Below are 19263 nucleotides of genomic sequence, written 5' to 3'. Positions count from 1 at the left end.
TTTTGTCTGTAATTTAAAGAGGAACAATTCATGTTTTACGATTTAGCCCGCCGTTTTATGTTCACCCGAGATGCTGAATGGGCACATGAGTTTGCGCTTAATAATTTACGCCGTTTTGCACACACCCCTTTAAACGCAGCTTGGTCACAACAACTACAAAACAAACCAGTTAATTTTTTAGGTCTTGAGTTTAAAAACCCTGTGGGTTTGGCTGCAGGTTTAGATAAAAACGCTGAGTGTATTGATGCCTTTAGCCAAATGGGCTTTGGTTTTGTAGAAGTTGGCACAGTTACCCCGCGCCCCCAAGCAGGTAATGATAAGCCGCGCATTTTTAGATTACCGCAGTCAAATGCCATTATTAACCGAATGGGCTTTAATAATAAAGGGGTCGATAATTTAGTTAATAACGTAAAAAATGCCAAGTACACCGGTATTTTAGGTATTAATATTGGTAAAAATAAAGATACCCCAAATGAACAAGGTAAAGACGACTACATTCATTGTATGCGTAAAGTGTTCGAGCATGCTTCGTATATTACGGTCAATATTTCATCTCCAAATACCCCAGGGCTGCGCGATTTACAATATGGCGCCGCGTTAGATGATTTACTGCAAAGTTTAAAGAATGAACAGCTTGATTTAATTGCCAAGCATAATAAGCAAGTACCTATGCTGGTTAAAATAGCGCCAGATCTTGATCAAATCCAAATTGATCAGGTTAGCGAGTCACTATTAACTAATCAAATTGATGGCGTAATCGCAACAAATACTACGCTCGAACGTAGTGCAGTAATGGGTCAGCAATACGCCGATGAGGCTGGTGGTTTATCTGGCAGCCCAGTAAGAGAGCGCTCTACACACGTTGTTAGCGAACTTAAACGTTTAACACAAGGTAAATTACCAATTATTGGTGTAGGTGGTATTGATGATGCGCAATCTGCTCAAGAAAAGCTAAATGCAGGCGCAAATTTAGTGCAGGTTTATACTGGGTTCATCTACAAAGGGCCACAATTGGTAAAATCGATCGTTGATTCCTTATAAGGATCAGTTATGTAAGCTTTTGATCGTTCAATAAATGTTCTAAACAAATGTTTTAAAAATGGTCAAAAGCCGTTATAATCTAATATTAATGTCTTAATTAAAAATAAATTTTTAAACAAGGAGGAGGCAAATGTTACAAGCAACAAAACAATGGCAGTGGATTGCATGTGCAAATAAAAACCGCTTACTACTTGATATAAATGACGATATGCAATTATGTACACCGTATAAATTAAGACAACTCACCGACTGTGTATTTGAAAACCCGCGTTTTAGCTTAGAAGATGCTGCTTTTTATGAACAGGTGTATAACTACTTAGATGGTTTTGAGCTGTATAAGCCTGCACAAATTTGCCAAATTGCGCTCAATGCCACCGCTGTAAAATTTCATTTAAAACCGGTACTGGCTAAAAGTTGGTTTTTTGAAGAGTACACAGGCACCCAGCCAAGTACAGAAGCCATCGTTAAACTTACCTCAAAAGCGCAAACCGGTGAGTTTTTAATTGTTGAACATTGCCCTGATGCTTCAATTTGCCTAAACCTTAACGAAACATTCAAACTTGATGATAATTTGTCTCTTGAACAGTTTGAAGTTATCCGCGTTTTAAACAATCGTGTTCACCCGCTATTACTTGAGCAATATCACACTAAATCAGCTTAGCAAATTTACAAATCGAGCTGCGTTTATCAAGTGTTTGTCAGCCAACCTATGTTATAATCCTGCGCAATTAGCTATTAAGGGTTATTACTTTGCAATTTATCGCACTTACTTCTATCGGAATCGAAAATTTACTTGTTGATGAACTAACAGAATTAGGCGCCGTCGTGTCTAAACAAACTGTGGGTTCTGTTCGCTTTGAGGCAGATTCAACATTGGCGCAAAAGGTTTGTCTATCAACTCGTTACGCAACACGTGTGCTGATGCTTATTGAAGAAAAAGAAGGCGTGAATGATAAAGATAGCCTGTATAAATTTGCTCGTTTTCAGCCATGGCAAGAATGGTTTGGCCCTACCCAAACATTTGCCGTTGATTTTAATGGTACCAACGACTCTTTAAAAAATACCCAGTTTTCAGGCTTGGTAATTAAAGATGCGATTGTTGACTACTTTAACGATTTATACGAACAGCGCCCAAATGTAGATAAGCAAGATGCCAATGTGCGTGTTGTGGCGCGTTTAAATCGCCATGGTGTGGCTTTGTATATTGATTACTCGGGACCTCGTTTGTCTGAGCGCGGTTATCGCCAAGGCCAAGGTAAAGCGCCTATTAAAGAGCACTTAGCGGCCGCGATTATTAAACGCAGTGGTTGGCTTGAAAATGTAAATCAACCTTTATTTGACCCATGTTGTGGTGCCGGCACTATTTTAATAGAAGCTGCGGGCATGGCGCGTAACGAAGCACCTGGTTTATTTAGAGAAGGGTTTGCTTTTGAGCGTTTACCTAGTTTTAGAGCGGCCAAATTTAAACAACTGCGTGAAGAATTAATTGAGCAAATTACCGATCCTAAATTGTGGTTAATTGGTCACGATTACGATGCGCAAGTTCTAGATAAAGCCATTGCCAATGCCGAGCGTGCAGAGCTGGGTAATGTTATTAAGTTTAAGCAAAGTGATGCAACAAAGCTTACCTCTGTTGCTAAATTACCCGGGGTGGTTATTTCTAACTTACCGTACGGCGAACGTATTGGCTCTATGGCTGAGCTGGTAAATTTACACCGCAGCATGGGCGTGGGTTTTAAAAAGCACTTTAATCATTGGAAGCTTGCGTTACTAGGCATGGATGAAAGCCTATTTAAGCTGTTAAAACTGGTTAAACAAAAGCGTTATAAATTTAAAAACGGCCCATTAGATGTAGAGCTAAATTTATACCAGTTAGATGATAAACAGGTAAGCCTGACAAGCGATGACAAACCGGCTCTTAATTTTGAAGGCTCAATGTCGTTTGCTAATCGTTTGAAAAAGAACAAACAAGGCCTAAAAAATTGGCTTAAACAAAACGAAGTACAAGCTTATCGCGTATACGATGCTGATATTCCTGAGTACAATGTAGCGGTTGATATTTACGGCGATTCTGCTGTTATTTTTGAATACGCAGCACCTAAAGAAATTGACGAAAAAACATCAGAAAAGCGTCTTCAAGATGTGATTAGCTTAACTGCACAGCAGCTAAACATAGCACCTGAAAACATAGCCGTTAAAGTGCGTAAAAAACAAAAAGGGGAAGAGCAGTACACCCCAATGGCTAAACAAAACCGCACTATGGTGGTGGAAGAATTTGGCGCTAAGTTTAAAGTAAACCTGTTTGATTACCTCGATACAGGGCTGTTTTTAGATCATCGTTTAGCACGTCGTTATATTCAGCAAAATGCAAAAGACAAACGCTTTTTAAACTTATTTGCCTACACAGGTACAGCCTCTGTGCACGCGGCATTAGGGGGTGCAAAAGCAATTACCACCGTTGATTTATCAAAAACCTACCTTAAGTGGGGCCAAGATAACTTTGCGTTAAATGATATTAGCAATACCCGCTACCGTTTTGAGCAAGCTGATTGTTTAAAATGGCTAGAATACGCACAAGGCCAATACGATTTAATCTTTTTAGACCCGCCTACGTTTTCTAACTCTAAACGAATGAAAGACGCGTTTGATGTGCAAACCGATCATATAAAATTACTTACTTGGGTTAAAAAAATCTTGAGTCCGTCGGGTACATTAATTTTTTCTAATAACAAACGCGGTTTTGTTATGGATGAAGTAGGTTTAATGGGCTTAGGGTTAAAAGCTGAAAATATTTCAGAAAAAACGTTATCACCTGATTTCAAACGTAATAAAAAAATACACAACAGTTGGTTAATTACCCATGGCTAATTATATTTTATACCACACCGATGGCTGTCGTTTATGTGAGCAAGCCGAGCAGGTTTTATTATCGGTTTTGGATAAAAATAGTGAGCTTAAATTAATTGATATACTCACTGATGAGCAGCTAATAGCGCGTTTTCAGTTAAGTATTCCCGTATTTGAGAGCAAAAGCGGCCACTATTTGTATTGGCCGTTTGATGCACAAACAGTGCATGAATTTTTAGCGCAAGAATAAAAGAGCAGTATTTATGGATTTAATTAGAATACAAAAAGCGCAGTTAGCTTATGGTACGCACCCATTACTTGATGATGCTGATGCAGTGATAGAAAGCGGTGAGCGCGTCTGTATTGTAGGGCGAAATGGGGCGGGTAAATCTACACTTTTAAAAGTACTAGATGGCCAAGTTATTTTAGATGATGGTGAAATTAACCAGCTTGGCGGGATCAAAATATCTCGCTTAGAGCAAGATCCTCCTAAAGGAGCAAATGGCTCAGTATTCGATTATGTAGCACAGGGCATGCCTGATATTGCTAATTTGCTAATTGATTATCATCATGTAAGCACACAGCTACAAACCGACTGTACCGACAAACTGCTAAATAAGCTTGAGCGTTTATCTAACGATTTAGAAGCGTGTGACGGTTGGCGTTTTGATTCGCGTATTCAATTAGTACTCACGCGTTTAGAGCTTAGCCCTGATGCTAAATTAGAATCGCTCTCAGGTGGTTGGTTGCGTAAAGTTGCTTTAGCACGTGCTCTTGTGAGTGAGCCTGACTTATTGTTACTTGATGAGCCAACAAACCATTTAGACGTAGACAGTGTTAAATGGCTAGAGCAGTTTTTAAAAGAATTTAAAGGCGGTATTGTATTTATATCGCATGACCGTGCGTTTATCCGTGCTGTTGCAACGCGTATTTTAGATTTAGACCGCGGTAAACTTATCTCTTACCCTGGCGATTACGCGACCTACCTTGAACAAAAAGCGCATGACTTAAAAGTAGAAGAATCACAAAATGCACTCTTTGATAAGCGTTTAGCAGAGGAAGAAGCCTGGATACGCCAAGGTGTTAAAGCCCGTCGTACCCGCAACGAAGGCCGTGTACGTGAACTTAAACAGTTACGTGTTGAGCGCAAAGCTCGTGTAGAGCAAGTAGGTAAAACCGATTTTAATATTGAAACGGCTGATAGATCCGGCAAGCTAGTGTTTGAGGCAAAACACCTTAGTCATGCATTTAAAGATAAAGTAATTGCTAATGATTTTTCTACCCTTGTTATGCGCGGTGACCGAATTGGCTTAGTAGGCCCAAATGGTATTGGTAAAACTACCTTACTTAAACTGCTGTTTGGTGATTTAGAAGCCGATAGCGGTCATGTTAAACAAGGCGTTAATTTAGAATTTGCTTACTTTGACCAATACAGGCAAAAGCTTGATGAAGAGGCCACTGTTCAAGATAACGTTGCCGAGGGTAAACAAGAGGTAATGATGGGCGGGCGTTCTCGTCATGTACTTGGTTACCTGCAAGACTTTTTGTTTCCACCGGCACGTGCGCGTACACCTGTAAAAGCACTCTCTGGTGGTGAGAAAAACAGGCTTTTACTTGCAAAACTATTTCTAAAACCCTCAAATATTTTAGTACTCGATGAGCCAACCAATGACTTGGATATTGAAACATTAGAGTTACTCGAAGAAATTATTAATCAGTATCAGGGTACTGTGCTTATAGTAAGCCATGACCGTGAATTTATTGATAATACGTGTAGTAGTGTATGGGCGTTTGAAGGTGATGGAAAAATAACCGATATGGTAGGGGGTTACACCGATTACCAAGCTTATTTAAGCTATTTAGCCGAGCAGGAAAAACAGCAACAAGCACCAAAAAAAGACGTTAAACCTGCGCCTGTAGCCGCGACAAAGCCTGAAAACAAAAGCACTAAGCTTTCTTACAAATTAAAACTTGAATTAGAGCAACTACCCAATAAAATGGAACAACTTGAAGCCGCTGTAGAAGCGCAGCAAGCTGTAGTGAGCGATCCTGACTTTTTCAAACAAGATAGCGACGTAACCACTAATGCATTGAACCATTTAGCAAAACTTGAGTCTGACCTTGAAGCCGCGTTTGAGCGCTGGGAAGAACTTGAAGAATTACAGAATCAGTAGTAAGGATTAAAATGAAATATAAATTACTCGCTGCCAGTATTTTAGCGACATTGAGTACATCTGCATTAAGTGCAACCTATGAATTAACAGAACTAGGTACTCTTGACGGCGCTAAACATTCTTACGTGACTGACGTAAGCGAAAGCGGGCACATTATTGGTACTGCCAACGGATTGTATAATTTACCAATCGATATTAGCTATATCGACTTTACCGAAAGCGTTATTGAAAATGCGTACGATAGTGAAGAGTACAACTTTGAGCTAAGTGATAAAGAAATTACTTTTACACTTGATGATATAGAAAATAACGATGCGGTTTTTAATAACGCCGATGCGCATTCATTTATGGTTAGCTTTTTAGCTGGCAGACCAACGGATTACGAATACCAAAAGTTAAGCTCGGTAGTTGGTATCAAGTTTGACGATGGCATAGTGACTGAGCAAATACTGTTTGATGAAGAGTCGGTAGATTACGATGGTTTAACGCGTTCGGTTAGTAACTTTTACAACGCGGTAAGCGAAGATGGCGTGAGCGTTGGTTGGAGTGCAGCTCCATATGATAAAGTTTTATTTACGCCGGATGATGAAGATGAAGAAGAAACATGGTTTACCCATGACTTTATAGAGCGCGGAATAGTTATTTCTGAAGATGGAACGCAAAAGGTTGAGTTAGTTCCTGACTTTGACGATTACGGCGGTACTAGCCGAGCTAACGATATTGTTAAAACAAATGACGGATACACTGTCGTTGGTTATGTTTCAACAGGTATTCCTGAAGACAGACTTGATAATATTGAAGATAACTGTGATAACGAAGACGAGCCTACCAATACCTGTGTGGAATTATTAAATTCAAGTGTAACCACCGGCGTATTTGATGAGCGCGCGGTAAAATGGGAGCTTGATGAAGCATTTAATATCACTTCTACTGAAATACTAGGCCTTGCCTTAACGCCAGAAGAAGATGATGACTTTGCTTTTACAAGTACCGCTCTTGCACTAAATAATAATGGCACAGTGGTGGGCTCTTCAAATGCTCGTTACTATAAAAATGACGACACTATTTTAACAATGCCTGTTTATTTTAAAAATGGTGACGTGTTTAATTTTATAGACCAAGAAGATGATTGGCTTTCTGGTAAAGCGCTTGCTGTAAATGACAACGATGTAATTGTTGGTTATGCATCAAAGCGTATTGAAACCACGATCCGTGATCAGTTTTTCTATCATGATATAAGTACTGGCAATACCGTTTTCCCTACCGGTTACTTTAATAGCTCAAGCGCTTATGGTAATGATATTAATAACCAAGGTTATGTTGTTGGTGAAGGCGAGGTGGGTACATCTGAAAACAGCCGTCGTAAAGAAGCGTTTATATATAAAATTGGTGACGATAAAATTACCAACTTAAACGATTTACTACCTTGTTACGAAACAGATGGTGAAACGGACTACGCCTACACAATGGCTGAAGCGAAAGTCATTAATGAAGACAATGAAATTTTTGGTGTAGCTACCAAAACCGTTGAAAAGCGCGATACCTTTGGTAATGTAGAAACCGATATTGAAGGTAATATTGAGTACGAGAGTGTTGCTGTTGCAGTAAAACTAACACCTATTGATGGTGAAGTAGAAGACTGTACACCAATAGAAGAAGAGCTTTATGAAAGAAGCTCAGCAAGCTTCCCTTGGTACACACTGTTATTATTGCCGCTAGTGGGCTTACGCAGAGTATTTAGATTTTAAGCTTTTTGCTTTTCATAAAAAAACCAACTTATAAAAGTTGGTTTTTTTTCGTCTATAATAAAGTACTTGGCGTTAATTAGTTATCTCAATTTGCTTCATTAAGTCATTCTCTTTGAGCACTTTAATAGTTGGCTTTATTACGTATTAGTATTTCGTGCTAACCAGGCTTTGCGCACAGAGCGTCGCCAAATAATATCAATACCTAAATAAGCAATAATAGCGGCAACAGAAGCGCACACCAGTGAGCCAATTAAAAATGCAGGACCGATGGTAGAAAGGCTTTCTAAGAACCATGCCCAACTGGCTTCAAATGCAAAATGCTGCTCTGGTTGATTTAAAACAAGCGTACCTACAAGGTATGAGCCGTAAAATATTGGCGGCATAGTCAGTGGATTGGTAAGCCACACTAATGCCACAGAAATAGGTAAGTTAACTCTAAATACAATAGCTGCCGCAGCGGCTAAAACCATTTGAAAGGGAACAGGGATGAACGCAAAAAATAAACCAACCGCAAATGCGCCCCTTGCAGAGCGTCTGTTTAAATGCCATAGGTTGGCGTCTTGTAATAGGCGGCCGAATATTCTAAGTGTTTTATGATGCCTAATTTTATTAGGATCAGGTAAAAATCGTTGGATCGTTTTCTTAGGCATTTCAAGCAACCATTTACTTCAGTGTGGATTAGTCTTGGATTTGTAATAGGTTGTATTTCAACCGTATTTTATTATCAAACCCATGAATTTACAGTCATCACAATATCTGTCCTTATTGCGAGCGCCTATTTTAAGCCGTTTTTGAATGTTTTGTTAGGGTTTATTTTAGCTATTTGCTGCATTGTTGTGCACTTTTACCTGTTTTATAGCTATACATTGCCAAATGATGAAAATAACTATGCTTACCCTGCCACAATTCTCGTTGATGAGGTTATCTCTGCAAAGCAACCACAGTATATAAAAGCAACGTTATTAAAGTTAAATGGGGATGAAATACACAAATTTAAAGCACCTAAAGCCATGTTAAGTGTCGATTCTGCACAGCTTATTAAGCAGGGCGATACTTTTGAGGCAATAATAGCGCTAAAAAAATTCAGAACAATTAAAAATATCGGTGTGTTTGATAATAATGTGCATGCCTTTAAACAACGCATATTATTTAAAGGCAAAGTACTTAATAAGCAATTGCGCATTACTAACGCGGCTTCACCTTCAATAATTTATAAATACAGGTCGTTTTTAAAACACACTTATCAAAAAACAGCGCTTAACTGGCTTTATTATGCATTGCTTAGTGGTGATAAATCACTGATGTCGTTTGAAAATAAACAAACAATGCAAAGTTTAGGGCTCAGCCATTTATTAGCCATTTCAGGGTTGCACATAGGGCTTATATTCAGCTGTTTTTATTTACTGAGTAAGTACACAGCATACATTTTGAAAATTAATGTATCGCAGTCAATTAATTTAACTATTATTTATAGTTTTATCGGCTGGTTAGCGGCATTTATCTATGTGTATTTAAGTGAATTTTTACTCTCAGCGACTCGCGCATTTATTATGTTGAGTTGTGTATTAGGTCTTTACTTTATTGCCAAACAGCCACTGCGCTGGCGAAGCATTCTATATGCTTTAGTCGCTGTATTACTCATCAATCCTTTTAATGTTTTAAACCCAGGTTTATATTTTTCTTTTATTGCGGTTGCAATTATTTTCCTTGTTATAAAGCACCTTCCTAAAACTAAATATAATTGGCTTAGCGTGTTTATAGCGCTGTGTATTATTCAGCTTACTTTATTTATTGGGCTTTTGCCTATTACCCTTATTTATTTTAATGGGGTAAGTATTGCTGGGTTGGTTATTAATTTATTGGCAATTCCATTATTAAGCGTGGCGATCATGCCACTTTTGCTGCTATTTACGATAATAAGTGCTGTGGTAGATATAACGCCCGTCATTTTATTATTCGATAGTGTACTTATAACATTGTTTAAGTATATGGATGCAATCCCTTGGCATTACAGATGGTTAGATATAGCTAAACCGCCTACATTGTACTTAGTCGCAGCTTATCTATGCATACTAATCACTTGGTTTAGCCCCTTTAAACGTTTAGCACTCATTCCTCTATGCGTTACATTAATAGATTATCTGTATTTACCAAAACCTCTTTGGCAATTGCATGTGTTTGATGTTGGGCACGGATTAATGACGTTACTCGAAAAAGACAATCAAGCGCTGGTTTACGATTTTGGCCCTAGTTATTTTAACCGTTTTAGCCGTACATACAGTGTGTTAATTCCTTATTTGAAAACACATAACTTAACCGTCAGTGATGCAATAATAAGCCATCAAGACAACGATCATGCAGGGGGCGCAGCACATTTTATTAATGCAGGATTTGGTGAAAGCTTTAAGCGTTTTCACCCACACGGCACAACCACACAGTGTATCTCTTTAGATTATAACTTTAATGGATTGCACATTAGCAGCTTTGCTGATAGCTCATTTAATAACGAAAATGATAATTCGTGTGTGCTTTTAATCAAATCACCCCAACTTACTATGTTATTAACGGGTGATATTTCTAAAGCACGTGAGCTGAGCCTTATCAAAACTCACTCATTACAGGCCGATGTGATTTTAAGCCCTCATCATGGCAGCGATACGTCTTCAAGCATGGAATTTATCAACCATGTAAATCCGCATACGGTTATTCATTCAACAGCTTTTCAAGGCCAATGGCAATTTCCCAGTGAAAAAGTGGTTTCGCGCTACAAAGCTATAAATGCTAAACAATATGTTACGGCACTTGATGGGCAAATTACGGTAAGTATTTATCAAGATAGCTTTAAAGTGACAACGGCGCGCAAACACGAAAGTTATTGGTTTATAGAAGATTGACGTTTAGTTTTAACGGTTTGAAGGATACAATAAGGGCTGTAATTGTATAACGAGAGTAATATGAGTCAAAGTACTACACAAATTTATAAACGGTTGATTTCTTACGTTGGTGATTATAAAAGCGTTGCCTTCGTCGCTATTATTGGAATGATCGGCTATTCGGGTATGGATGCTTTATTTATTCAATTAATGAAACCCTTTATTGATGAAGGCCTAAACCAACGTAATAGCGAAGTGTTAGCTTATGCCCCATTTGTTGTAATTGCGCTGGTAATAGGGCGTGGCCTGTTTAATTTTATGTCTTCGTATTGCCTAAGCTATGTAGGCTCGCAAGTAGTTCGTTCGTTACGCCAGCAGTTATTTGAACACATATTACATTTGCCTGTTTCGTTTCATGATAAAAACTCAACAGGTGATTTAATTTCAAAAATTACTTTTGATACAGAACAAGTTCAGCAAGCAATCACCAAAGCACTGTTAATTGTTGTAAGAGAAGGCGCTTTTGTCGTTTTTCTACTTGCCCTTATGTTTTATACCAGCTGGCAGCTTTCGCTGATTTTTTTAGTGATCATTCCATTAGTGGCAATTATTGTAACGTTTGTGTCTAAACGCTTTCGCCATATTTCAAAAAATATACAGTCTGCTATGGGGCAGGTCACCCGTAGCTCTGAGCAAATGCTAAGTGGACACAAAGTTATTCATGGCTTTGGTGGGCAAAAACAAGAAATCGACCAGTTTTCAAAAATCAATAATCATAATCGCCAGCAACGTATTAAAATGGATGCCACTAAAGCGTTAAGCGTGTCGGTAATTCAAGTGCTTGCAGCAAGTGCAATGGCTGTTATTTTGTGGGTTGTATCTATGCCTTCAATGATAGATACGATCAGCTCTGGCGATTTTATGGTACTCATTTCTTCTATGATGATGCTTTTACGCCCGCTTAAACAATTAGCAAACGTGAACAGTGATATGCAGCGCGGTATTTCTGCAGCGCAAAGTATTTTTTTAGTTTTAGATGAAGAAATTGAAAAAGACAAAGGTACTTACACCGTAGATAAGGTGAAGGGCGAAATTGAGGTTAAAAACGTTACCTTTAAATACCCAACTAAAGATGAAGCTGTTTTAAATAACCTATCAATAAGTATAAAAGCCGGTGAAAGCATCGCGCTTGTAGGGCGTTCAGGCTCGGGTAAATCGACTATTTCTAATTTATTACCGCGTTATTATGATTTAGAAGCACCAAGTGAAATTTTATTAGATGGCGTTGCGCTTGAGAAATATAAACTGGCCGATTTACGCCGTCAGTTTGCCTTAGTATCTCAGCAAGTTGTGTTATTTAACGACACAATTGCCAATAATATTTGTTATGGCATAAGCCGAGAAATAACACCGCAGCAACTAGAAGAGGTGGTTAAACAAGCCCACGTGTGGGAATTTGTTAAAGACTTACCTGAGCAACTCAATACCATGGTCGGTGAAAACGGGGTAATGCTCTCTGGTGGTCAACGTCAACGTATAGCAATTGCTCGCGCTATATTAAAAGATGCACCTATTTTAATTTTAGATGAAGCAACTTCAGCCTTAGACACAGAGTCAGAAAAGCTAATTCAGCAAGCTCTTGATACCCTTATGCAAGACAAAACGTCTATAGTCATTGCCCATCGTCTTTCAACCATTGAGAACAGCGACAAAATATACGTTATTGATGGTGGTCGGGTGATTGAAAGTGGCGATCATCAGAGTTTATTAGCTAAAGATGGTACTTATTCAGCTCTATGTAAAATGCAGTTTGGTGAGCACGGGTGAGTAAAATAGAGCAAAGCTGGTATAAACCATTTAGTTTTATAACGCTACTTTTACTGCCATTAGCTGCGCTTTTTTGGTTTATTTCAAGCATTAGGAAATGGCTTTTTAGGGTTGGCTTTGCCACGCCTTTTAAAGCTAAATCTAAAGTGATTGTGGTGGGCAATATAAGTGTAGGTGGAAATGGCAAAACGCCATTTGTGTTATGGCTTTACGAATACTTGTCAGAGCAAGGCCTAAAAGTGGGCATTATCAGCCGAGGTTACGGCGGTAAAGCCAACAGCTACCCGCTGGTGGTAGAGCGCGGCGTAACAAGTGCACAAGCTGGTGATGAGCCAATACTTTTATTTAATCGCTTAAAATGTCCACTTGTTGTCGGACCCGATAGAAAAGCCAACATTACATTATTAGAGCAGCAATTTTGTGTGGATGTCATAATCTCAGATGATGGTATGCAGCATTATAAAATGGCGCGCGATATAGAGTGCTGCATTGTTGATAGCCAAAGGCGATTTGGTAATGGCTTTGTTATGCCTGCAGGGCCATTACGTGAAACCACAAACAGATTAAATAGCGTTGATTTAGTGATTGAAAACGGGGGAGATGCATCCCACAGCTACGTTTTGCAAACTGGTGCACTTAAACACGTTGCTAACAATACCCCTGTGAATAAAACCATTGAAAAAGGCCATGCGGTAAGTGCCATTGGTAACCCACAACGTTTTGAAGATTCATTAAAGGGTCAAAATATTCAGCTGCTTTCAACTCATCATTACCGAGATCACTATGCTTATAGCATGGCTGATTTTACTCAATTTAATGATGATAACGTATTAATGACAGAAAAAGATGCAGTAAAATGTAGAGACTTTGCAAAAGGTACTTGGTACTACCTACCCGTAAATGCAAAACCTACTGACGCTGTAATACATAAATTAGATTTATTATTAAAACAAAAAGGGATCCTCAATGGCCTTTGATACAAAATTACTTGAAATAATTGCTTGTCCTGTGTGTAAAGGAAAGCTTCGTTTTGATAAAGAAAATGCAGAACTTATTAGTACTGCAGCTAAACTTGCATACCCAGTACGCGACGATATACCGGTACTTTTAGAAAATGAAGCGCGTGAGCTATCTCAAGATGAGGTTGATAAGTGGAATTCGTAGTTGTTATACCTGCACGTTACGCGTCTACCCGTTTGCCTGGCAAACCATTAGCTGACATATGCGGTAAACCTATGATTCAACACGTGTATGAAAAAGCGTGTTTGTCAGGTGCAAGTAAAGTGGTTATTGCAACCGATCATCAAAAAGTTTTTGATGCTGTTAAATTGTTCACAAACGATGTGCTGATGACGCGAGAAGATCATCAATCGGGTACTGAACGTTTAGCAGAAGTTGTTGACTTACTTAAGCTAGACGCAGAAACCCTGGTGGTAAATGTACAAGGCGATGAGCCATTACTTGCCAGCGAAAACGTATCGCAAGTTGCCACTTTACTAAATAATTCAAGCGCGCCAATGGCAACATTAAGTGTAGCCATTGAAGAGCAAGACGAAGTTTTTAATCCTAATGCCGTGAAGGTTGTTAGTGATATTAATAAAAATGCGTTGTATTTTTCACGTGCCAGTATTCCGTTTGACAGAAGCGCAATGTTAAATAACGACAGTGTGTTAGATATAACGCCTTTTCAGCGCCATGTGGGTATATATGCTTATCGTGCGGGCTTCATTAAGCAGTATATTGAGTTAAGTGTATCGCCGCTTGAAGTACTTGAGTCGCTAGAGCAACTTAGGGTGTTGTACCATGGTTACGCTATCAAAATTGAGCAGGCCAAAGTAACGCCACATGCTGGGGTTGATACGCCCGAGGATTTAGAAAAAGTGATTGCCTACCTAAAAGCTAAGCAAGCCTAATAATGGTTAAAAGTGAATTACCCATAGTGTTTAGCCACGCTGATTTTTATATATTTGAAAAACCCGCGGGGCTTAATTTTCACTCAGAAGGTGAAAAAGGGTTTGTGGTATTAGCTGAGCAGCAAACTGGCGAAAAATTATTTGCTGTTCACCGCCTTGATAAAGTGACATCTGGCCTTATTATTCTTAGTCGCAATAAAGAAGCCGCTGCTAAATTTACGTCTCTTTTTACTGAGCACGCAATAAACAAGTTTTATTTAGCTATAAGCAATGCTAAACCTAAAAAAAAGCAAGGGTGGATAAAAGGTGATATGGCTAAGTCTCGCAGGGGCATGTTTAAGCTTTTACCGACCCTGCAAAACCCGGCCATTACCCGCTTTTATTCTTTTAGTTATAAGCCGGGGTTTAGAGCGTATATTTTAAAGCCGTATTCGGGTAAAACCCACCAACTTAGAGTGGCATTAAAAAGTTTAGGGGCGCCAATTTTAGGCGATACACTTTATAGTGGCACCGCAGCTGAGCGGGCGTATCTTCATGCCTATGCGTTAAGTTTTTTATGGTATGGGGAGCAAATTAATTGCTCTTTGCTACCTACTACGGGTGATGAGTACCAGCAATTAATTAATCATCAAGAATTTCAAGCATGGCAATCGCCATGGCAACTGGATTGGTAAATGAGCGAAAAAGTAACAGATATTCGTTTTGGCGGGATCAAACGCCTATACGGTAACCAACAATTTGACTGGCTACAACAAGCCCATTTTTGTGTAGTGGGGATAGGCGGTGTTGGAAGTTGGACCGCCGAAGCTTTAGCACGTACAGGCGTGGGTAAAATCACTTTAATTGATTTAGATGATATTTGCGCCACTAACGTAAATAGGCAAATTCATGCACTTAGCGGCAGTATTGGCCAAGCCAAAGTAGATGCAATGAAAAGCCGCTGCGAACTGATAAACCCAGAGTGTAAAGTAACTGTGATAGATGACTTTATTACTCTTGAAAATATTCGTGAGCATATTCAAGGTTTTGATTACGTTATTGACTGTATTGATGCAGTTAAAGAAAAAGCAGCGCTTATTGCTCATTGTAAGCGCAATAAAATGCCTATTATTACTACTGGTGGCGCGGGTGGGCAAACTGATCCTAGCCAAATAACATTTGGTGATGTGGCTAAAACCACGCAAGATCCGCTACTTGCTAAAGTGCGTTATATTTTACGCAAACAATATAATTTTAGTAACAACCCTAAACGCAAATTTAATATTGATTGTGTGTACTCAACTGAGCAACTTGTTTACCCAGGCAGTGATGGAAGTGTATGCCATGCTAAACAAAATGCTGATGGTACAATGAATATGGATTGTAATAACGGGTTTGGCTCGGTAACTATGATCACCGGAAGTTTTGGCTTTTTTGTAGCGGCTAAAGCGGTACGTAAATACTTAGATAAAAAACAACGTTTACAACAAGCTCAATAGTTTAATTGAGCTTGTTAGTTGCCATGCTTTGAATTGCCTCGACCATGGCTTTTATTCCGTTCCCTCGAGATGCACTAAGGTGTTTAATTAAGCCTAACTTTTCAAATTCGTCATACGCATTAATATTCACGACTTCTTCAGGTGTTAAGCCATTATAAAGCGCTAAAATTATCGCTAATAAGCCTTTTACAATGCGAGTGTCTGAATCGCCAATAACCACTAAACGATTCTCGCTATCGTCAAACTCCATAAACATCCACACTTTGCTCTCACACCCTGGCACCAGTGCGTCATCGGTTTTAAGTACATCCGCTAAAGCGGGAAGTGTTTTGCCCAGAAGCATTATTTCGCGATATTTTTGCTGCCAAGATTGCGCCTGTTGTATAGGTTTTACTACGTTTTTAAACGTATTTGTCATGAGTTATCCTAAATTAGTCTAATAATTCAATCGTTTCTTTCAAGGCGTTGATGAAATTATCAACATCTTGATGGGTATTATAAAATGCAAAGCTTGCTCGAACAGTGCCTTTTACCCCTAAATGGTGCATTAATGGTTGCGTACAATGGTGTCCACTGCGCACTGCAATACCAAATCCGTCAAGCAAAGTTGCCAAATCGTAATGGTGTTCACTTTTATAATTAAAACTAAGGGTGCCAATATTATTGTTCAGGTCGCTATAAATAGTAATACCGTCAATTTTACTCAACTGTGTGGCTGCATAATTAAAAATAGCCTGCTCATGGCGCTGTAACTGTTCTATGTTTAGGGCTGATAAATAATCAATTGCTGCACTGAAGCCAATGACACCGGCTATATTTGGGGTGCCGGTCTCAAATTTAGCAGGAGCGTCTCTGTAGCTGCTTTTTTCAAGCGTTACAGTATCTATCATCTCACCACCCGTTTGATATGGGGTAAGCGCATTAAGTAATTCATAGCGACCATATAAGCCCCCTACACCCGTAGGACCAAGCATTTTATGCGCTGAGAATACATAAAAATCACATCCAAGCTGCTTTAAATTAGGGCGTAAATGCATGGCTCCTTGTGCGCCATCAACTACAACTAACGTGCCGACTGCTTTCGCTGCAGCTATTAATGGCGCTAAATTGGTAATATTACCTAATGCGTTAGACGCTTGGCTGATACACATTACCTTTGCTTTAGTGTGCGTGATCATGTCTATACAGCGCGCTATATTAAACGTCGCGTTTTGCTCAAGGGGGAGTGCAGATAGCGTAGCCCCTGTATTTTGCGTTAATACCTGCCAAGGAACAATATTAGCGTGGTGCTCAAGGGGGGTAATTAATACCGTATCTTCACCAGTAATTTGCCTTTGTAGGCCATGAGCAAGTAAATTTAGCGCCTCTGTTGCGCCTTTTGTCCAGACGATTTCTTTAGCATTTACGTTAAAGTAATCCGCTGTTTTTAATCTTGCTGCTTCATATTGTTCTGTAGCGCGCTCGCTTAAAGTGTGGCGGCCTCTGTGAACGTTTGCGTTGCCTAAATTATAAAAACGAGTCGTTGCATCAATAACGCTTTGTGGCTTTTGCGACGTTGCGCCAGAGTCTAAATAAACTAAAGGGTTGCCATTAAGGGTTTGGTTTAGAGTAGGGAAGTCGTTGCGGATTTTTGTTATATCAAACTCTTGAGAAGGCATGGCTATTCAACATCTATAAATTTAGGCAGGAATTGTAATCGGTTTCATAAAATTGACAAGCAAAGCGCACAAAAAAGGCCGCAAAAGCGGCCTTTTTTAACTAACTAAGCTTAGCGCTTGTCAGTTGATACGAAGTCACGTTGAGTGTAACCAGTATACATTTGACGAGGGCGGCTGATCTTGTGACCAGGTTGAGATAGCATCTCATCCCAGTGAGTGATCCAACCAACAGTACGTGCCATTGCAAAAATTACAGTGAACATGCTTGTTGGAATACCAATCGCTTTTAAGATAATACCTGAGTAGAAATCAACGTTAGGGTAAAGTTTCTTCTCTACAAAGTATGGGTCTTCAAGGGCAATTTGTTCAAGCTTCATTGCAATATCAAGAAGCGGATCTTGAATGTTAAGCTCTTCTAATACTTCGTGACACGTTTGACGCATTACTGTAGCGCGTGGGTCGAAGTTTTTGTAAACACGGTGACCAAAGCCCATAAGACGGAACGGATCAGACTTATCTTTTGCTTTTGCTACGTACTCATCAATACGATCAACAGAACCTATCTCTTCTAACATGTTTAAACATGCTTCGTTAGCACCGCCGTGAGCAGGGCCCCAAAGAGATGCGATACCCGCTGCAATACATGCATATGGGTTAGCGCCTGAAGAACCTGCTAAACGTACTGTTGACGTTGAAGCGTTTTGCTCATGATCAGCATGAAGCATGAAGATTTTATCCATTGCTTTAGCTGTCACAGGGTTAACTTTGTATTCTTCAGCCGGTACAGAGAACATCATGTGTAAGAAGTTTTCTGCGTAGCTTAAATCATTACGTGGGTAAACAAACGGTTGACCAATGTTTGTTTTGTACGCCATAGCTGCAATAGTCGGTAATTTAGCGACAAGTTTAATCGCGCTTGTTTTACGTTGGCTTGCATCAGTAATATCAAGATCTTCGTGGTAAAAAGAAGATAATGCGCCTACTACACCACATAGCATTGCCATTGGGTGAGCATCGAAGCGGAAACCTTGGAAAAAGTTAGCAATTTTCTCATCAAGCATGGTGTTATGCGTGATTTCTTTTGCAAATGCATCGTATTGCTCTTTAGTTGGTAACTCACCGTTTAATAGTAAGTAACAAAGCTCGATGTAGTTAGAGTCTTCAGCTAATTGCTCAATTGGGTAACCACGGTGAAGTAATACACCTTTACCACCATCAATGTAGGTGATTGCAGATTCACAAGAGCCAGTCGACATGAAACCTGGGTCATAAGTAAAGTGACCGTGTGAACCTAACGTACGTACGTCGATCACATCTTGGCCAGCAGTGCCTTGATAAATTGGAAGTTCGATTGGATCTAGTCCATCAATATGGACTGTGGCTTTTTTATCTGCCATCTATGTATCTCCTATTAAGATATCTATTCTGATTTTTAGATTTTTAAAGTTCTGAAATCTTGTTTTAAGCACATCTTCGCATTTTAACGTGAAAGAGGGGGTTAAAGTCAATTTTTATAAACATTATGCATATATGTATAATAAATATTCGGTATTAATTAAATATTATACTATCGGCTAATTCGCAAACGTCTCTAACTAAACAAGAATTGTAAAACAACCTTTGGGTATATATACTATCTGAGGTTTTAAACCGCTTTGTATTTAGGTAAACATATTTTTACAGCGTAATTTTTGCAGATTTGTG

The 19263-nt window shown here is 39.2% G+C and carries 17 protein-coding genes; 13 read left to right on the top strand and 4 right to left on the bottom strand.

Going from position 1 to position 19263, the window contains the following annotated elements:
* Nucleotides 1–30 precede the first annotated feature (30 nt).
* The 6 genes from pyrD (at nt 31) to PAT01_RS02010 (ending at nt 7810) form a co-directional block, all read left to right on the top strand.
* Nucleotides 31–1041, top strand: a complete 1011-nt coding sequence (pyrD, locus tag PAT01_RS02035) for a quinone-dependent dihydroorotate dehydrogenase (RefSeq protein WP_154944564.1) — start codon at nt 31–33, stop codon at nt 1039–1041.
* Nucleotides 1042–1171: 130 nt separating this feature from the next.
* Nucleotides 1172–1702, top strand: coding sequence for a cell division protein ZapC (locus tag PAT01_RS02030; RefSeq protein WP_154944562.1), 531 nt, complete (start codon nt 1172–1174; stop codon nt 1700–1702).
* Nucleotides 1703–1791: 89 nt separating this feature from the next.
* A complete protein-coding gene (gene rlmKL / locus PAT01_RS02025; RefSeq protein ID WP_054982571.1) occupies nt 1792–3909 on the top strand; it encodes a bifunctional 23S rRNA (guanine(2069)-N(7))-methyltransferase RlmK/23S rRNA (guanine(2445)-N(2))-methyltransferase RlmL in 2118 nt (705 codons plus the stop codon).
* The gene (locus tag PAT01_RS02020) at nt 3902–4138 is read left to right on the top strand and encodes a glutaredoxin family protein (protein WP_154944560.1); all 237 of its coding nucleotides are present in this window, start codon (nt 3902–3904) and stop codon (nt 4136–4138) included. Before rlmKL ends, PAT01_RS02020 begins: the two co-directional genes overlap by 8 nt.
* 13 nt (nt 4139–4151) lie before the next feature.
* Nucleotides 4152–6062, top strand: a complete 1911-nt coding sequence (gene uup / locus PAT01_RS02015) for an ATP-binding cassette ATPase Uup (RefSeq protein WP_029772627.1) — start codon at nt 4152–4154, stop codon at nt 6060–6062.
* Nucleotides 6063–6073: 11 nt separating this feature from the next.
* Entirely contained in the window at nt 6074–7810 is a 1737-nt protein-coding gene (locus tag PAT01_RS02010) for a DUF3466 family protein (RefSeq protein WP_004586697.1), read from the top strand.
* 137 nt (nt 7811–7947) lie between these two features.
* Here the strand turns inward: PAT01_RS02010 and PAT01_RS02005 are convergent, their stop codons facing one another.
* Complete coding sequence (locus PAT01_RS02005; protein WP_024033538.1) at nt 7948–8460, bottom strand: DUF2062 domain-containing protein; 513 nt, start codon at nt 8458–8460, stop codon at nt 7948–7950.
* Here PAT01_RS02005 and PAT01_RS02000 point away from each other — a divergent pair.
* The 7 genes from PAT01_RS02000 to tcdA are packed head-to-tail and all read left to right on the top strand — an operon-like array spanning nt 8440 to nt 15901.
* The gene (locus PAT01_RS02000) at nt 8440–10704 is read left to right on the top strand and encodes a DNA internalization-related competence protein ComEC/Rec2 (protein ID WP_154944558.1); all 2265 of its coding nucleotides are present in this window, start codon (nt 8440–8442) and stop codon (nt 10702–10704) included. The two genes, PAT01_RS02005 and PAT01_RS02000, sit on opposite strands and share 21 nt — an antisense overlap.
* A gap of 60 nt (nt 10705–10764) precedes the next feature.
* On the top strand, nt 10765–12510 hold the full coding sequence (gene msbA, locus PAT01_RS01995; protein ID WP_004586694.1) for a lipid A export permease/ATP-binding protein MsbA: 1746 nt from the start codon (nt 10765–10767) through the stop codon (nt 12508–12510).
* On the top strand, nt 12507–13487 hold the full coding sequence (gene lpxK / locus PAT01_RS01990; protein ID WP_154944556.1) for a tetraacyldisaccharide 4'-kinase: 981 nt from the start codon (nt 12507–12509) through the stop codon (nt 13485–13487). Before msbA ends, lpxK begins: the two co-directional genes overlap by 4 nt.
* Nucleotides 13477–13674 carry a Trm112 family protein gene (locus PAT01_RS01985; protein ID WP_004586692.1) on the top strand — a complete coding sequence of 66 codons (198 nt, stop codon included), beginning with the start codon at nt 13477–13479 and terminating at the stop codon, nt 13672–13674. The genes lpxK and PAT01_RS01985 overlap by 11 nt, the downstream gene beginning before the upstream one ends.
* Nucleotides 13662–14423 carry a 3-deoxy-manno-octulosonate cytidylyltransferase gene (kdsB, locus tag PAT01_RS01980; RefSeq protein ID WP_154944554.1) on the top strand — a complete coding sequence of 254 codons (762 nt, stop codon included), beginning with the start codon at nt 13662–13664 and terminating at the stop codon, nt 14421–14423. Before PAT01_RS01985 ends, kdsB begins: the two co-directional genes overlap by 13 nt.
* 2 nt (nt 14424–14425) lie before the next feature.
* Nucleotides 14426–15097 carry a TIGR01621 family pseudouridine synthase gene (locus PAT01_RS01975; protein ID WP_154944552.1) on the top strand — a complete coding sequence of 224 codons (672 nt, stop codon included), beginning with the start codon at nt 14426–14428 and terminating at the stop codon, nt 15095–15097.
* Nucleotides 15098–15901 carry a tRNA cyclic N6-threonylcarbamoyladenosine(37) synthase TcdA gene (gene tcdA / locus PAT01_RS01970; protein WP_154944550.1) on the top strand — a complete coding sequence of 268 codons (804 nt, stop codon included), beginning with the start codon at nt 15098–15100 and terminating at the stop codon, nt 15899–15901.
* A 1-nt stretch (nt 15902) separates the two neighbouring features.
* On the opposite strand, the gene PAT01_RS01965 is transcribed toward tcdA, so the two are convergent.
* The 3 genes from PAT01_RS01965 to PAT01_RS01955 all read right to left on the bottom strand — a co-directional run bounded on the left by PAT01_RS01965 (nt 15903) and on the right by PAT01_RS01955 (nt 18956).
* Nucleotides 15903–16319, bottom strand: a complete 417-nt coding sequence (locus PAT01_RS01965) for a SufE family protein (protein WP_004586688.1) — start codon at nt 16317–16319, stop codon at nt 15903–15905.
* A gap of 13 nt (nt 16320–16332) precedes the next feature.
* The gene (locus PAT01_RS01960; protein WP_154944548.1) at nt 16333–17559 is read right to left on the bottom strand and encodes an aminotransferase class V-fold PLP-dependent enzyme; all 1227 of its coding nucleotides are present in this window, start codon (nt 17557–17559) and stop codon (nt 16333–16335) included.
* A gap of 110 nt (nt 17560–17669) precedes the next feature.
* Nucleotides 17670–18956 carry a citrate synthase gene (locus PAT01_RS01955; protein WP_004586686.1) on the bottom strand — a complete coding sequence of 429 codons (1287 nt, stop codon included), beginning with the start codon at nt 18954–18956 and terminating at the stop codon, nt 17670–17672.
* Between the last annotated feature and the right edge of the window lie 307 nt (nt 18957–19263).

The sequence above is a fragment of the Pseudoalteromonas atlantica genome (genome assembly GCA_007988745.1).
In the GTDB taxonomy this organism is placed as follows: domain Bacteria; phylum Pseudomonadota; class Gammaproteobacteria; order Enterobacterales; family Alteromonadaceae; genus Pseudoalteromonas; species Pseudoalteromonas atlantica.
Note: the sequence above shows the minus strand (reverse complement) of the source record. Positions and strands in the feature narration are given on the sequence as shown.

What these genes read in the sequence shown, in the direction of transcription:
- msbA (WP_004586694.1), top strand. Translation starts at nt 10,765, where the DNA reads ATGAGTCAAAGTACTACACAAATTTATAAACGGTTGATTTCTTACGTT.
- PAT01_RS02005 (WP_024033538.1), bottom strand. Translation starts at nt 8,460, where the DNA reads ATGCCTAAGAAAACGATCCAACGATTTTTACCTGATCCTAATAAAATT.
- PAT01_RS01985 (WP_004586692.1), top strand. Translation starts at nt 13,477, where the DNA reads ATGGCCTTTGATACAAAATTACTTGAAATAATTGCTTGTCCTGTGTGT.
- PAT01_RS01965 (WP_004586688.1), bottom strand. Translation starts at nt 16,319, where the DNA reads ATGACAAATACGTTTAAAAACGTAGTAAAACCTATACAACAGGCGCAA.
- uup (WP_029772627.1), top strand. Translation starts at nt 4,152, where the DNA reads ATGGATTTAATTAGAATACAAAAAGCGCAGTTAGCTTATGGTACGCAC.
- tcdA (WP_154944550.1), top strand. Translation starts at nt 15,098, where the DNA reads ATGAGCGAAAAAGTAACAGATATTCGTTTTGGCGGGATCAAACGCCTA.
- PAT01_RS01955 (WP_004586686.1), bottom strand. Translation starts at nt 18,956, where the DNA reads ATGGCAGATAAAAAAGCCACAGTCCATATTGATGGACTAGATCCAATC.
- PAT01_RS02010 (WP_004586697.1), top strand. Translation starts at nt 6,074, where the DNA reads ATGAAATATAAATTACTCGCTGCCAGTATTTTAGCGACATTGAGTACA.
- PAT01_RS01960 (WP_154944548.1), bottom strand. Translation starts at nt 17,559, where the DNA reads ATGCCTTCTCAAGAGTTTGATATAACAAAAATCCGCAACGACTTCCCT.
- pyrD (WP_154944564.1), top strand. Translation starts at nt 31, where the DNA reads ATGTTTTACGATTTAGCCCGCCGTTTTATGTTCACCCGAGATGCTGAA.
- PAT01_RS02030 (WP_154944562.1), top strand. Translation starts at nt 1,172, where the DNA reads ATGTTACAAGCAACAAAACAATGGCAGTGGATTGCATGTGCAAATAAA.
- PAT01_RS01975 (WP_154944552.1), top strand. Translation starts at nt 14,426, where the DNA reads ATGGTTAAAAGTGAATTACCCATAGTGTTTAGCCACGCTGATTTTTAT.
- PAT01_RS02020 (WP_154944560.1), top strand. Translation starts at nt 3,902, where the DNA reads ATGGCTAATTATATTTTATACCACACCGATGGCTGTCGTTTATGTGAG.